Consider the following 13,628-nt stretch of genomic DNA (forward strand, 5'->3'; position numbering starts at 1 on the left):
GAATGGGCAGGCGTACCTGCCCATTCAGGTTTTATTGTGCGTTGCTGTTATTCTCTTTTGAAGTTGGATCGGAACTGTTTTTACCGAGACTAAAACTGAGTGGAACATTGGAGCCCTTCGGACTCACGCGTACATAACCCGACATTTCCTGGTGTAATGCACTACAGAAATCAGTGCAATAAATAGGATACATACCTGGTTTTTCAGGAACCCATTTCAGGGTTTGAGTTTCACCAGGCATTACCAGCAATTCGGCATTGTTGGCGCCTTTTACGGCAAAGCCATGTGGTACATCCCAGTCCTGTTCCAGATTGGTTACATGGAAATAAACTTCGTCTCCAATCTTTACACCTTCGATATTATCAGGGGAGAAATGGGAGCGGATGGCAGTAATGTACACATGTATTTTATTCCCTTCCCGCACCACTTTGCTTTCTTTTTCGCCTTTGGCAACATAGGGGTGTTGATTTTCTTCAATTTTGAAAATCTTCACGGAGTTTTTGCTGATCAGATCGGCCGGTGCAGACTGTGCATAGTGCGGTTCGCCAATAGTTGGGAAATCATTGATGAGTTGCATTTTATCGCCACTGATATCATAGATCTGTGCACTTTGAGCCAGTTCAGGACCGGTAGGCAGGTAACGATCCTTGGTGATTTTATTATAACCCACTACATATTTAGCATTGGGTTTTTTACTGTCACCACCCGGAATACTGAGGTGTCCGATAGAATAGAAAGTTGGCGCACGATCCAGCACTTTCAGATCTTTGATATTCCATTTTACAATTTCAGAAGATACAAAGAAGGAAGTGTACGCATTGCCTTTACCATCAAATTCGGTGTGCAAGGGCCCGAGTCCGGGTTTCTGCACTTCTCCATAAAGCGCTTCTTCGTATTTAATAACAGGGATACCTTCGTATTCACCTTCAAAAGCTTTACCGGCAATTGCTTTCAGCATTTTTGTATAGGAAAAAACAGGAATCAGTGCGGCCAGTTTTCCGGAACCAACTATGTACTCCCCGGTTGGGTCCACATCACAACCGTGTGGCGATTTAGGGCAGGGGATAAGGTAACAGATATCTTTGAGCGCTACTGCATCCAACACGGTAACTTCTTCGAGAATTTCATGTTTGCCGGTATGAGTGGATTCATCCCAGGTATTACGGGAATAGCGAACTTTTTCTTTTTTGCCTTTACCTGCTTTCAGGTATTCCTCGGCTTTTTTCCAGTTAACTGCGAGGATGAAATCCTTGTCGCGCTGGGAGGCATTCACTTCCAGCAGGGTATTGGCCTGCTCACTGTTATAACAGGAGAAGAAAAACCAACCGTGACTTGGACCTTTACCTGCATGGCTCAGATCAAAGTTTACACCGGGCAGAAGAAGCTGGAAGGCAATATCCATTTTACCATCTTCTTTGCCAACACTGATAAAGCTGATGGTGCCTTTGAAATTTTCTTTGTAGGTACTGATGGGCACATCGCCATTTGCGTAATCAACCGGCACGCTGAAGCGGGTTCCGGCTACTACATATTCGGTGTTTTCAGTAATGAAAGGAGAAGAGTGGTTTCCTGCACTGTTAGGTAGCTCAATAATCTCCGCGGTACGAAATGTTTTCAGATCAATACGGGCCACGCGAGGGGTATTGTTGGCGTTTCCGAAAACCCAGCGGCCATCGATTTCGCCATTGGTTTGTGACATTTCGGTGTGGTGCAAATCGTCCCAGGGAACAAATCCGTGGGATGTCATCAACATAGGCTTGGTTTCTTCAGAATAGCCCCAGCCTTTTTCAGGGTCTACGGAAAAAACGGGAATAACACGAAACAGGCGACCACTGGGTAAGCCATAGACGCTCATTTGTCCGCTGAACCCCCCGGATACGAAATTGTAAAATTCGTCGTATTTGCCGGGTGGAACATAGGCTTTTGCAGCGGCATCTCCACTTACTGCAGAGCTGGTGTTTTTGGGTTTACAGGCCTGGAAGCTCACCGCCAGGATGGCGGCGGCTCCGAGGCTGAATTTCATGAAAGCATTCATTGTTTCTATTTTAGGGTTGACTTTTTATTGGACTCCGTCATTTTTACGCATGAATTCATAGACATTGCGGGCATCTTCATCGGAAAGGTTTTGATTGGGCATGCGAACCAGACAAATTTCCAGTTGTGCCTGTGCTTTGGGGTCGGTGTTCAGCATTTCATCCACATTGGTTACGAAATTCATGATCCATGCCGCGGTATTTCTTTTGGTTACATCTTTCCAACCAGGACCAACCAGTTTTTCATCGGATAATTTGTGGCAGGAAGAGCATTTCATGTCATACACGGATTCGCCTTTTTGTGCTAATGCAGCATCCAGTTTTTCAGGAACCTGCACATCCTTGAATTTTCCAACCCCGTCAGGGTTGTCTGCCGGAGCAGGAGTGGTGCTGGCTGCGCCAGTCTGATCATCTGATGCCGGGTCATTTTGCTGGGTACCACCGCCACAGGCATAAATAAGGGCTGCAATGCCAGCAAGGAGGAGGAGCTTTTTCATGGTGAATAGTTTTGTTGTACAAATGATTATGGTGCAATGTTAGCTGAGCTGCCTGCCCGCAATTATGATCGAGGTCATATTTGCACAGGAATCAACCTAAACTGATGAAGATCATACAATAAGGTGACTGCTGTCACCGGGGAGGCTGTTAAACTCAGGAGGATTCAGTATATTTATCATACTTCTTTGTTTAGGCCCTGAATAGATTTGTTGAACAAAATGTTTACTCATGGTGTCAACGCCCATCGTTCCGGAAGAAACCTTATTAAGCTATGGTGCTACTTATAAAAAAGTAAGCAAGGGCGATTTGGTGTTTATGGAAGGAGCTGCGGCCTGCTTTTATTATCAAGTGGTTGAAGGCAGGGTTCGCTGGGTGAACATCAATGAAGATGGTCGGGAATTTATTCAGGTTATGATTGAGCCCGGTGAGTGTTTCGGAGAACTGCCTCTTTTTGATGAACTGCCCTATGCTGCAACCGCTATAGCCGATGAAGACTGTGTATTGCTTCGCTTGCATAAATCCAATTTTCATCAGATGATCCGGTCAAATTTTGACATTCATTTCAGTTTTTCGCGGCTGTTGGTTTCCCGGTTGCGGTTTAAATTTTTAACCCTTCGTGAACTGGCCTATAATAATCCCGAAAAGCGGATTTCCACCATGCTGAACTATTACAAACGAATGCGGGGTATAGAACAAAAACCCTGCAAGCTGCACCTGACCCGGCAACAACTGGCTGATATGACCGGATTACGAGTAGAGACAGTTATTCGTACCATACGTACCCTGCAGGAACGCGGCCGACTCACTATTCAGCGGGGTAAGGTATTTTATTAATCAAACCTTATTCCAATCATGAATGCAACAGCATCTAAATGGATCAGACTTGCTTTATTTAATTTATTACTGGTAGCATTGGCGGGTTTAATACTACGCCTGAAGATTTTATTTCCTCTTCCCTGGATTCACCACAAAAATTTATTGCACGCCCATTCGCATTTTGCATTTGCAGGATGGATCAGCTTGTTTTTAATGAGTGCACTGGTGGGTTTATTATCCGATGAAAAAGCCCAAAAATACAATCGCATCCTCGGACTTTATTCAATATCGGCCTATGGTATGTTATTGAGTTTTCCTTTTCAGGGTTATGGTGCTGTTTCCATATTTTTTTCTACCGCTTCTGTATTGGTGGGTTGGTGGTTTGTCGTACTGTTGTGGAAAGAAAAAGGATTGGAAAAATCTGGTGGTTTAATCGTTCAACTCTGCCGATGGTCCCTTGCTTTTCTTGTACTATCTTCTTTCGGAACATTTTACCTGGCATGGCTGATGGCCAATCATATCAATAAAGCAGAACTCTATTTTGGAGCGGTTTATTTTTATCTGCATTTTCAATACAATGGCTGGTTTTTATTTGCGGTGCTGGCCCTGCTTTTTTCAAGAGTACCCGTTTCTGTTCAGGATCAATTAAAGAAACCGGTACAACTGCTGGTCTGGGTTTCAATTCCGGCATTTTTTTTATCGGCACTTTGGATGCGGCTGCCTTTCTGGATGATCGCCGTAGCCGGGTTTGCTGCACTCATTCAGCCGGTGCTGGTGGTTTGGCTGGTGCGGATTGTTTATCCGGCAATTAAGGCATCGATCGGTTCTCGCGGATTGCAGCAAATCTGGTTACTTTCACTACTTGCATTCTGTATAAAAATCCTTTTGCAGAGTTTGTCAGTTATACCCGGATTAAGCAGTTATGCATTCGCTTATCGCCCGGTGGTGATCGGTTATCTCCATTTGGTTTTATTGGGTTTTGTAAGTCTTTTTTTATTGGGCTGGATGATAGAGAAAAAATTATTGCTGCTTGTTGAAGGGCGGCTTTCCCGTTGGTGCTGGTTATTTATTATTGGCATTTTAATTACCGAACTAACACTAATGGCACAGGGTGTTTCTGCGATGTTTTATTGGGCCATTCCTCATACCAATGAATTGTTGTTGGTAGCTGCATTTTGTTTGTTTTTTGGTATACTTGGAATGAACAGCGATTCCAGACGGATCTATACTAGCGGGAAGGCAATTGCTTTTGACCGGCTGCATGTCCAATAATGGTAGCACCGAATCTGGTTTTTACACTGTCAATTGCCTGATAGAGTCGGATCATTTCCTGACTGTCATCAAAAAGGTTGATCTGATAATTACCCGGAATCAACTGCGTGAAACGAACACCAATCAGCCGTACCAATAAACGACGATCGTAGAGTTGGGTAAAAAGAGATTTTGCAGTTTTTATTAAAATATGATCGGCACTTGAATAGGGAATAGAAGCCTGTTTGGTTAGCGTATCGAAATTGGCATAACGTAGTTTGACGGTAACACATCCTGTCAGTTTGTTTTGCTGGCGGAGTTCAAAAGCGATTTTTTCAGTTAATCGTACCAGTTCCTGTTGCAAAAAATTGATATCAATGGTATCATTGGAAAAAGTTTCCTCACTGGAAATTGATTTTTGCTCGCGGTAGGGTACAACCGGTGATTCATCCATACCCTGCGCTTTTTTCCATAAATCAATTCCGTTTTTTCCCATCAGGTTATTCAACAATTTGACGGGGATTTCACTCAACGTTTTTACCGTTTCTACGCCCATTTGATTCAGCAGTTGGGCTGTTTCTTTTCCAACACCAGGGATCTTTTGAATGGCCAATGGGGCGAGGAAAGATTTCTCTTCTCCAAAAGGGATCTCGAGTTGTCCGTTTGGTTTTACTTCATTGGTAGCAACCTTGCTGATTAATTTATTACTGGAGAGTGCGTATGAAATGGGTAAGCCACTTTCTTTGTAAATGGTTTTTTTCAGATCTGCAGTAAACAGACTACAACCAAAAAAACGATCCATGCCGGTTAGGTCAATATAAAATTCATCAATGGATGATTTTTCAAAGAGGGGCACTTTGTCGGCGATGATGGCCGTTACCAGTTTTGAAAAATGGCTATACTGTTCCATATCACCACTGATGATGATGGCCTGCGGACAGAGCCTTCTTGCCAGTTTCATGGGCATGGCACTGTGGATGCCAAAACTGCGGGCTTCATAACTGCAGGCGGCAACAACTCCCCGATCGCCTGAGCCTCCCACAATAAGCGGCTTGCCCCGGAGCGAACTGTTTCGGAGACATTCGACCGACACAAAGAAGGCGTCGAGATCGAGGTGGGCGATATGGCGGGGGAGGAGCAAGGGAGGTGAAAGGTGAAAGGTGAAAGGTGAAAGGTGAAAGAATCACCCGACGGGTAAACCCGTCGGGTGAAGGGCGGAGGTACGGGATTTGAGGCCGATTTTTTTCAGGTACGTAACTTCGAGGTTTAGGACGCCGAAGTCTTCCACAACGGTACCGGTGAGGGCATAAAACCCATTGCCCTGTAGCGGGTAACGTTGCAGGGAATCCGGAAAATGAATGGTGTCCAGCCAATCGAGGGACGAATCTATAAAGGTGCCGAAACACATCAGATCGCCTTTGATGGTTCGAACCGGTTTATATGTTATCAGATATCCCAACATGGTTATTTTTTTCCCCTTGTGATGAATTAAATGCCGAGCTGGTATATATCCCTCCAAATCTGTATCCGCCAGCGGAAAAGGATTGGATAAAGGAAAATCCAGCAGTTCCATCTGATCGTATAAATTCTCTAATGGATATACCGGTAATGCAGGAAGTTGAAAACTAACAGGTGCCTCTTCAAATAATGCAGCAGATTGTACTGCCAACTTTGATCGGGCCGGCTGCTGCCAGAGATTCGCTTCCCATAACAATTCTTTTTTCGATTTTCCGGTAAACCTGCAGGCATCCAGCCGAATCAGACAGTTCAGCGATTCCTTGCCAATTTTAGTGCGTTCAATCAGGTCTTCCAGCGAACGGAATAAGCCACCTCGTTTTCTTTCCTCCAATAAAGCTTCCGCCGTTTTTTGTTCCAGCGATTTGATATGAATGAATCCGGTGTACACCTCATTGCCGATAATATTGGTCATCCAGTCACTGTTGTTTACACAGGGCGGATGAATGACAGCGCCGGTTTTGGATAATTCATAGAAATACAATTCTCTGCTGTAGAAGCCGCCAAAATTATTGATGACGGCTACCATAAATTCCCTGGGATAATAGGTTTTTAAAAACAGACTCTGATAACTTTCCACAGCAAAAGAAGCCGAATGTGCTTTGGAAAAACTGTAGCCGCCAAAACTTTCTATTTGCCTCCATACTTCTTTTGTTATTTCCGGATCATATCCCCGCTCTGCACAATTGGAGAAAAAATTTTCCCGGATGCGGATCATTTCTTTATTGCCCCGGTATTTGCCACTCATGGCTCTGCGCAGAATATCCGCTTCTCCCATATCAATGCCCGCAAAATGATGCGCTACCTTGATCACATCTTCCTGATATACCATTACGCCATAGGTTTCCTGCAACAATTCTTTCATAATAGGATGGATATACTCAAATGAATCAGGATGATGATAACGGTCAATATAGGCCTTCATCATACCGCTGCTGGCAACACCCGGACGTATAATCGAACTTGCCGCAACAAGCGTGAGGTAATCATCACATTCCAGTTTTTTCAGCAACTGTCGCATTGCCGGACTCTCAATATAAAAACAACCAATGGTATTAACTTCTCTGATCTGCTTTTTTACTCCGGGATCTTTTTTGAATTGCTCGATTTCATGAATATTGACACTGATCTGTTGATTCTCTTTTACCAGGCGGATGGCTTCCTTGATATGGCCCAATCCGCGCTGACTCAAAATATCCAGTTTGTACAATCCTATATTTTCTGCAACAAACATATCGATCTGTGCAGTGGGAAATCCTTTCGGCGGCATGAACACCGTTGTGTACTGATAGATCGATGCCTCACTGATCAGCATGCCTCCCGGATGAATACTTAAATGGTTCGGGAAATTTTTCAGCAACTGTCCATATTTTAAAATGAGTTGTTGAATATTGTCCTCCGCTTTTTTAGTATCAAAGGCCGATTGTCTTGAATAATATCCTTTGGTAGCCAGTTGATCTATTTCCGACTTGGGCAATCCAAACACTTTTCCCAGTTCCCTGATCAATGCATTGTATTGAAAGGTGGTTACCATGCCCAATAAAGCCACCTGTTTTTTTCCATAACGTTTGAATACATAATCAATCACATCATCCCGATCAAGCCAGGAAAAATCAATATCAAAATCAGGCGGACTGCTGCGATATGGATTCAGGAATCGTTCAAAATAGAGATCAAGTTCAATAGGATCAACATCGGTTATTTGCAGACAGAAAGCAACAATGGAGTTGGCACCACTGCCTCTGCCCACATAATAGTAACCACGGTTTTGCGCATAACGGATAATATCCCAGGTGATCAGGAAATAGGAATTGAACCCGAGCTGATCAATGATGGCCAGTTCTTTGCTTACCCGTTCAACAGCAGTTTTGTTTCTTCTGCCATAACGCTGGATACAACCATCCATAGCGAGCTTTTCCAACAATATCCGATCATCTTCACGGGTAGAACTAAAGGTCTTTTTATTCTTGTCCGTATGTAAATCCATTTCAATGAAACAGGATTCCATCAAACGATAGGTATTGGTAATGATAAAGGAATGTTGTGCAAATGCTTTTAGTAGTTTGTCAGGAGCCTGGAAAATTTCTGTCTCCGTTCCCTGGTCTTCCGGCGCCAGTTTGGAGAGCAATACATTTTTATCAATGGCTCGCAACAACCGGTGCGCATTAAAGCTGCGTTTGTTGGCAAAACTCACGGGTTGGAGTACTACCATTTGAGCACGATAGCGGCTGACAGGAAAGCTAAATAATTTAGTAATCTGGTCCGAACGAATACCGATCCATTCACGTGGAGCTAATTTTTCAGGAAAGGGGCTGCCAAGCGGATAAATCACTGCCACATCGGTTTGATTCGGAAAAAAATTATCCAGATTTAAATCGGCCGGAAAATTTTTGTCTTCCTGCAAGTGGAAGGAAAGGAATTGATTGATTTGTTCAAATCCCGCCAGGTTAACAGCGAGTAAAACATAGCAGATTGTTGATCCGTTCCTTATTTCCGCTCCCAGTATAGGTTTGATGGATTTTTCTCTGCAGAGCTTATAAAAATCCCAGGCATCAGATACATTGTTGATATTGGTCAGCCCCAGCATTTCAATACCGGCATCCGCCGCCGTAGCAACCAGTTCTTCTGTCGAAAAAGTGCCATAACGCAGGCTGAAATATGTTTTACAATTGAGGTACATGGAGGTCTTTTTCCGATTTGAGTCGGACGGTAAAGGTAGGAATAAATGCTAAATAAATTAGTAAACAGCGGGTTTTTATTGTGACTGAGGTTACGGAAGAGATATGCCATCCCCGATAGTTTTGCACTATGAAAAGAATACTGGTGCTGCTCTTAATGACAGGATGGCTGCTGTTTTGTGAAAACAGTGAAGCGGGAGTGGAAACCATCGCTGGTTCCGGTACTGCACTTACAAAACTGATGGAAGGAAACAGCCGGTACGGTCGATTTGAACCCATCCATCCCGATGAGTCACAAAAAAGAAGAAAAGCATTGAGCCATGAACAGCATCCTTATGCCGTAGTGGTTACCTGTTCAGACAGCCGGGTTTCTCCCGAACTTGTTTTTGATCAGGGTTTGGGTGATATATTCGTTATCCGCACTGCCGGAAATATTATGGGTGATATTGAATTGGGCAGTATTGAATATGCGGTTGAACACCTGGATGTGCCTCTTGTGATGGTAGTTGGACATGAACGTTGCGGAGCCATCAGTGCCTATGTAAAAAAAGAAACAACCGAAGGTCATCTTAAAACAATCATGGATCGGATTTCAGAAGAAAAAGAAATAATAGCATTACAGGAGCAAGGAGATCAAATGACTGATCATTTTATTCGTGCCAATGTTCAGCATGGTGTAAAGCAGATCAGCGAATCATCGCCCCTGATCAGAGAACGAATAAGAAAAGGTAATCTGCAGATAATTGGTGCTTATGAAAGTCTGGAAGACGGAAAAGTAAGTTTATTAAACTGATTCGGTATAATATTTTCTCCGTAGCCAGAAGGCCAGATTCACCAATGCAATGAGTGCAGGTACTTCAACAAGCGGACCAATTACTCCGGCAAATGCCTGTCCGCTATTGATACCAAATACACCAATGGCAACTGCAATGGCCAGTTCAAAATTATTTCCTGCAGCAGTGAATGCGATGGCGGTATTCTTGCTGTAATCGGCTCCCATTTTTTTGCCCAGAAAAAAACTTACAAGAAACATGATGATGAAATAGATCACAAGCGGTATGGCAATCCGTACCACATCCATTGGTAATTGAACGATCAATTCCCCTTTCAGGCTGAACATTACCACAATGGTAAAGAGCAGTGCTATCAGGGTTATGGGAGAAATGAAGGGGATGAATTTTTCCTGGTACCAATTCAGTCCTTTTATTCTGATCAGGCTGTACCGGCTCAATAATCCGGCTAAAAATGGAATGCCCAGGTAGATGGCCACGCTTTCTGCGATCTGGTGAATTGTGATGCTTATTTCCAATCCGCTTAATCCAAATAGCGGAGGCAAAACGGAAATAAACAGATAAGCATAGAAACTGAAAAAGAGTACCTGGAAAATACTATTCAGGGCAACGAGTCCGGCTGCATACTCCCGATTTCCTTCTGCCAGTTCATTCCATACAAGTACCATGGCAATACAGCGCGCCAGACCAATTAAAATCAAACCGACCATATATTCGGGATAAGCACGAAGAAAAGTAATGGCAAGAAAAAACATCAGCAAAGGACCGATTACCCAATTGAGCAGCAGGGATGTGCCCAGAAAGCGGGTATTCCGGAATACTTCTCCCAGATTTTCATACCGCACTTTTGCCAGTGGCGGGTACATCATCAGAATCAATCCAATGGCGAGCGGAATATTGGTGGTGCCGGATGAATAACCCGTTATAGCGGCTGGCACGGAAGGTAGAAAATAACCCAGGCCAATTCCAATAAGCATTGCGGTGAAAATCCAAAGGGTCAGATAACGATCGAGAAATCCCAGTTTTTTTCTTTCTACAGTTGGATTACAATTATTGGCACTCATGCTTAACAACAATTTTCGGGTGAGTCAATTTCTTTAAACAGGGTTTGAAATACCTGGCGATATGCTTTCCAGTTTTTTGTATCAATGCAATAGGAAATATTGATTCCCTCAATGGATCCCCTGATCAGTCCGGCTGTTTTTAATTCTTTCAGATGCTGTGAAATGGTAGCCTGTGCAAGGCCAAGTTCTTCCACCAGATTACCGCAGTAACAGGAGGTTTGTTTCAGCAAAATCTGCAGTATGGCAATACGGGCAGGATGCCCCAGGGCTCTTGCCAGATTGGCCAGCTCATTTTGTTCTTTTGAAAATAAATCGGCTTTTGTTGTTCCCATAATGATCGCAATAATACGATTACTTTCCAATTAAGTATACTGAGCCCATTGAGCCCTTTTAAATTGCCATAAGTACTATGATAATTATGTGATTGTATTAATAATTACGAAGGATATACGTAGGAACTACGTAAACAGTATGTAGAAAAAAATTATTATATTAGTCTAAAACAATATTTTATGGCTATTGCAGATGACAATATTATTGTACGGCTGCTAAGAGGCAAGCTGGGAAAATTCATTGTATTCAGGGTTGTAAATGGCAAAACATTTGTCAGTAAATACCCTGATATGAGCAGGGTGGAGCGCTCTCCGAATCAACGGGCCAACAATACCCTTTTCAGTGATGCGATGAAACATGCAAATTCCGTATTGAATAATCCACAGGAAAAAGCATCCTTACAAAAGCGAATGAAAACCAGTGCAAAATTGAAGGATCGAAACCCGCTGAATGTATTGGTAGGCGAGTTTATGAAGGAAAAATCCGATTTGCTGTCCAATCAAAAGGCAACAGAGAAACTTAGTTATTACCGTGCTAAATATGAGTTAAGTGATCGTCAGGCAGCTGCCCTTCATTTCCTGATTCGCACGGGTCAAATCAATAATTCCATGTACCAGGAGATTTCCAGGGTATCCAAACCTACTGCTTCCCGTGATCTGGCAAACCTGGTGAACCTGGGCATTCTCTTCTGCATGGGGAAAGGTCCTTCAACTACGTATAAGCTGCAGGATCTGTTAGTGGAAAATGGACTCAATACCTGAAAAAATGGGCTCAAATAGTAATAAAATGGGCTCAAATCTTAAAGAATGGGCTCATGATTAAAAATAAGGGCAGTTGAGCCTGTACAATTGACAATTGATTCATTTTCTGTATTGAACATTTTATGGAATGGCGGATTTTTCCATAAAAATGTGGCATGACTTCCTTTATTGAAAATAAATTGACTGGTCAAACCATCGTCTTTTTGTCTGAATCTGGTGTGAAGGATGAATTGGTAATGAAGATGTCCTACAACAGAAAGGGAACTCCACCACCAATGCATTATCATAGCTATCAGGAAGAATATTTTACTGTGTTATCCGGGCAATTAGAGCTGACTATGGATGGTTCCACCAAAAAACTTGAAGCAGGGGAGGGATTTGTTGTTCCCACCAATACACCCCATGCCATGTGGAATGGAAGGGATGGTTATACAGAAGTAAAATGGCTAGTGCATCCGGCATTGAATACGGCCGCTTTTTTCAGAGAGGCATTTGAACTTTCCAATCTGCAATGGGCAAAAGGGAAATCCGATCTGCACTGGAAGGATAAAATCAGACTGGCTTATCTTTTCCGAAAAGAAATTCGTCTGGTGGGACTTCCTTTTGTGGTGGTTCGGGTATTGTTTTTTGTTTTGTTTCCTTTGGGGTTTATCCGAAAAGAAGAGAAATCAAGTTAGCAACTGATGCTGCTCAGTTGATAAAAGCAGGGAAAATTGATTCTTTGTGCATGATACAGGAAATTTGTCCCACACAATCCCGGGTATGGATCAAACGAGGAGCCTGCATGGTAGACGTTCGGGAACCTTTTGAAATCAGTCAATTGGGTTTTGGTGTCGATCAGGTTTTAAATTTACCCTTGCCTGAAATAACGCTACGTTACACTGAATTACCATCAGATCAGGAATTGGTACTTGTTTGCTGGAATGGTTCCAGGAGTCGCAAAGCTGCTGAACAATTAATAGAACTTGGGTTTGATGTCAAGCTGATTGCCCATATGAGAAATGGGCTGGAGCGCTGGGTGTCCAAAGGCTTTCCCACAATTGGAGATCCTTCCATCCTGGGCGATTTAACCGGGAAATTTACCTGTGGCGGTAAGGGCAATTGTTGTTGATTAATCTTAATTAAACTAAATGAAAACGGCTGATTGTTTAGCTCTCTGGCTGGAGTCAAGATCCAGATTTACAGGATTGCTTCCTTCCTTACAAGCTGCTGATCTTAGTAAACGATTGGGAAAAGCGCCAAATTCGGTGGGCTTTCTAATCAGACATATCGGTGATGTTGAACTGCTTTTTTCAAAGAATGTTTTTCAGTTCCCCGATGTGCAGGTTACAGCAAAAACAGTAATCGCTCAAAAAGATACGGGTGAATGGACCAATTTGCCGGCGCTGCTGGATTATATTGAACTCAGTGCCGACACATTAAAACGTGCAATTGAATCAATTCAGGATGAAGAATGGTCGCGGGAAATAACCACGAAGGAATTTGGTACCAAAACACTGAACCAGGCCTTGGGTAGAATAATTTCTCATACTGCCTATCATGCAGGACAGTTAGCGATTCTGCTGAAATATGGAGAGAGCGACCGCCAGGTTTAAGCAATCACCGGAATAGATGCCGTTGGAAATAACTGGTTTTTACAATCAGCCGTCAGCTGATACGCTTTCTCCCTGTTATTCAGTTGCTGACTGTTTAATTCATCCGGTTGAATGCTATCAAGCTCTAATTCAATCTTATCCAGAAAACGTTTCGTTACATAACCATTCACCTTATGTTCTTTCAGACTTTTTATAGCCGCATTGAAAAAACGGGTTACATGGTCGGATGTCGGAGCCTGCAATATTTTACTAATCAGTTTACACCTGTAGTCGTCCAAGTTTTTAGCCATAGT

14 protein-coding genes are annotated in these 13,628 nt (G+C 43.1%); 7 read left to right on the forward strand and 7 right to left on the reverse strand.

Annotation, left to right across the window (positions count from 1 at the left end; all coding sequences use genetic code 11):
• Positions 1 to 31: 31 nt before the first annotated feature.
• Both nosZ and B2746_RS04270 read right to left on the reverse strand, forming a co-directional pair.
• Positions 32 to 2,035: a Sec-dependent nitrous-oxide reductase gene (gene nosZ, locus B2746_RS04265; RefSeq protein WP_290791301.1), complete on the reverse strand. Its 2,004-nt coding sequence runs from the start codon at positions 2,033 to 2,035 to the stop codon at positions 32 to 34.
• A gap of 24 nt (positions 2,036 to 2,059) precedes the next feature.
• Positions 2,060 to 2,530, reverse strand: coding sequence for a c-type cytochrome (locus B2746_RS04270; protein WP_290791303.1), 471 nt, complete (start codon positions 2,528 to 2,530; stop codon positions 2,060 to 2,062).
• A 229-nt stretch (positions 2,531 to 2,759) separates the two neighbouring features.
• On the opposite strand from B2746_RS04270, the gene B2746_RS04275 reads away from it, so the two are divergent.
• Together B2746_RS04275 and B2746_RS04280 are read left to right on the forward strand one after the other, a co-directional pair.
• On the forward strand, positions 2,760 to 3,365 hold the full coding sequence (locus B2746_RS04275) for a Crp/Fnr family transcriptional regulator (protein WP_290791305.1): 606 nt from the start codon (positions 2,760 to 2,762) through the stop codon (positions 3,363 to 3,365).
• An 18-nt stretch (positions 3,366 to 3,383) separates the two neighbouring features.
• A complete protein-coding gene (locus B2746_RS04280; RefSeq protein WP_290791307.1) occupies positions 3,384 to 4,619 on the forward strand; it encodes a hypothetical protein in 1,236 nt (411 codons plus the stop codon).
• Here the strand turns inward: B2746_RS04280 and dinB are convergent.
• Positions 4,576 to 5,739 carry a DNA polymerase IV gene (dinB, locus tag B2746_RS04285; protein ID WP_290791309.1) on the reverse strand — a complete coding sequence of 388 codons (1,164 nt, stop codon included), beginning with the start codon at positions 5,737 to 5,739 and terminating at the stop codon, positions 4,576 to 4,578. The two genes, B2746_RS04280 and dinB, sit on opposite strands and share 44 nt — an antisense overlap.
• Before the next feature lie 42 nt (positions 5,740 to 5,781).
• Positions 5,782 to 8,793, reverse strand: coding sequence for a DNA polymerase III subunit alpha (locus B2746_RS04290; RefSeq protein ID WP_290791311.1), 3,012 nt, complete (start codon positions 8,791 to 8,793; stop codon positions 5,782 to 5,784).
• 128 nt (positions 8,794 to 8,921) lie between these two features.
• Here B2746_RS04290 and B2746_RS04295 point away from each other — a divergent pair, with 128 nt between their 5' ends.
• A complete protein-coding gene (locus tag B2746_RS04295) occupies positions 8,922 to 9,584 on the forward strand; it encodes a carbonic anhydrase (protein ID WP_290791313.1) in 663 nt (220 codons plus the stop codon).
• Here B2746_RS04295 and arsB read toward each other — a convergent pair.
• Positions 9,576 to 10,646: an ACR3 family arsenite efflux transporter gene (arsB, locus tag B2746_RS04300; protein WP_290791315.1), complete on the reverse strand. Its 1,071-nt coding sequence runs from the start codon at positions 10,644 to 10,646 to the stop codon at positions 9,576 to 9,578. The two genes, B2746_RS04295 and arsB, sit on opposite strands and share 9 nt — an antisense overlap.
• Before the next feature lie 2 nt (positions 10,647 to 10,648).
• Positions 10,649 to 10,978 (reverse strand): ArsR/SmtB family transcription factor, encoded by a 330-nt coding sequence (locus B2746_RS04305; RefSeq protein WP_290791316.1) that lies wholly within the window; start codon positions 10,976 to 10,978, stop codon positions 10,649 to 10,651.
• 180 nt (positions 10,979 to 11,158) lie between these two features.
• Between B2746_RS04305 and B2746_RS04310 the strand changes: the two genes are divergently transcribed.
• The 4 genes from B2746_RS04310 (at position 11,159) to B2746_RS04325 (ending at position 13,335) form a co-directional block, all read left to right on the forward strand.
• Entirely contained in the window at positions 11,159 to 11,740 is a 582-nt protein-coding gene (locus B2746_RS04310; protein WP_290791318.1) for a hypothetical protein, read from the forward strand.
• A gap of 155 nt (positions 11,741 to 11,895) precedes the next feature.
• On the forward strand, positions 11,896 to 12,417 hold the full coding sequence (locus B2746_RS04315; protein ID WP_290791320.1) for a cupin domain-containing protein: 522 nt from the start codon (positions 11,896 to 11,898) through the stop codon (positions 12,415 to 12,417).
• Between the two features lie 50 nt (positions 12,418 to 12,467).
• Positions 12,468 to 12,851, forward strand: a complete 384-nt coding sequence (locus B2746_RS04320) for a rhodanese-like domain-containing protein (protein ID WP_290791322.1) — start codon at positions 12,468 to 12,470, stop codon at positions 12,849 to 12,851.
• Between the two features lie 19 nt (positions 12,852 to 12,870).
• Entirely contained in the window at positions 12,871 to 13,335 is a 465-nt protein-coding gene (locus B2746_RS04325; protein ID WP_290791324.1) for a DinB family protein, read from the forward strand.
• Here the strand turns inward: B2746_RS04325 and B2746_RS04330 are convergent.
• Positions 13,332 to 13,625 carry a hypothetical protein gene (locus B2746_RS04330; RefSeq protein WP_290791326.1) on the reverse strand — a complete coding sequence of 98 codons (294 nt, stop codon included), beginning with the start codon at positions 13,623 to 13,625 and terminating at the stop codon, positions 13,332 to 13,334. The two genes, B2746_RS04325 and B2746_RS04330, sit on opposite strands and share 4 nt — an antisense overlap.
• Positions 13,626 to 13,628 lie beyond the last annotated feature (3 nt).

The sequence above is a fragment of the Flavihumibacter sp. UBA7668 genome, from assembly GCF_002483205.1.
Classification (GTDB): Bacteria; Bacteroidota; Bacteroidia; order Chitinophagales; family Chitinophagaceae; genus Flavihumibacter.

Bases quoted from the DNA above. Each gene is read 5' to 3' on its own strand.
- B2746_RS04305 (WP_290791316.1), bottom strand. From the start codon at position 10,978: ATGGGAACAACAAAAGCCGATTTATTTTCAAAAGAACAAAATGAGCTG.
- B2746_RS04290 (WP_290791311.1), bottom strand. From the start codon at position 8,793: ATGTACCTCAATTGTAAAACATATTTCAGCCTGCGTTATGGCACTTTT.
- B2746_RS04320 (WP_290791322.1), top strand. From the start codon at position 12,468: ATGATACAGGAAATTTGTCCCACACAATCCCGGGTATGGATCAAACGA.
- nosZ (WP_290791301.1), bottom strand. From the start codon at position 2,035: ATGAATGCTTTCATGAAATTCAGCCTCGGAGCCGCCGCCATCCTGGCG.
- B2746_RS04270 (WP_290791303.1), bottom strand. From the start codon at position 2,530: ATGAAAAAGCTCCTCCTCCTTGCTGGCATTGCAGCCCTTATTTATGCC.
- B2746_RS04275 (WP_290791305.1), top strand. From the start codon at position 2,760: ATGGTGTCAACGCCCATCGTTCCGGAAGAAACCTTATTAAGCTATGGT.
- B2746_RS04295 (WP_290791313.1), top strand. From the start codon at position 8,922: ATGAAAAGAATACTGGTGCTGCTCTTAATGACAGGATGGCTGCTGTTT.
- B2746_RS04310 (WP_290791318.1), top strand. From the start codon at position 11,159: ATGGCTATTGCAGATGACAATATTATTGTACGGCTGCTAAGAGGCAAG.
- B2746_RS04325 (WP_290791324.1), top strand. From the start codon at position 12,871: ATGAAAACGGCTGATTGTTTAGCTCTCTGGCTGGAGTCAAGATCCAGA.
- arsB (WP_290791315.1), bottom strand. From the start codon at position 10,646: ATGAGTGCCAATAATTGTAATCCAACTGTAGAAAGAAAAAAACTGGGA.
- B2746_RS04280 (WP_290791307.1), top strand. From the start codon at position 3,384: ATGAATGCAACAGCATCTAAATGGATCAGACTTGCTTTATTTAATTTA.
- B2746_RS04330 (WP_290791326.1), bottom strand. From the start codon at position 13,625: ATGGCTAAAAACTTGGACGACTACAGGTGTAAACTGATTAGTAAAATA.
- B2746_RS04315 (WP_290791320.1), top strand. From the start codon at position 11,896: ATGACTTCCTTTATTGAAAATAAATTGACTGGTCAAACCATCGTCTTT.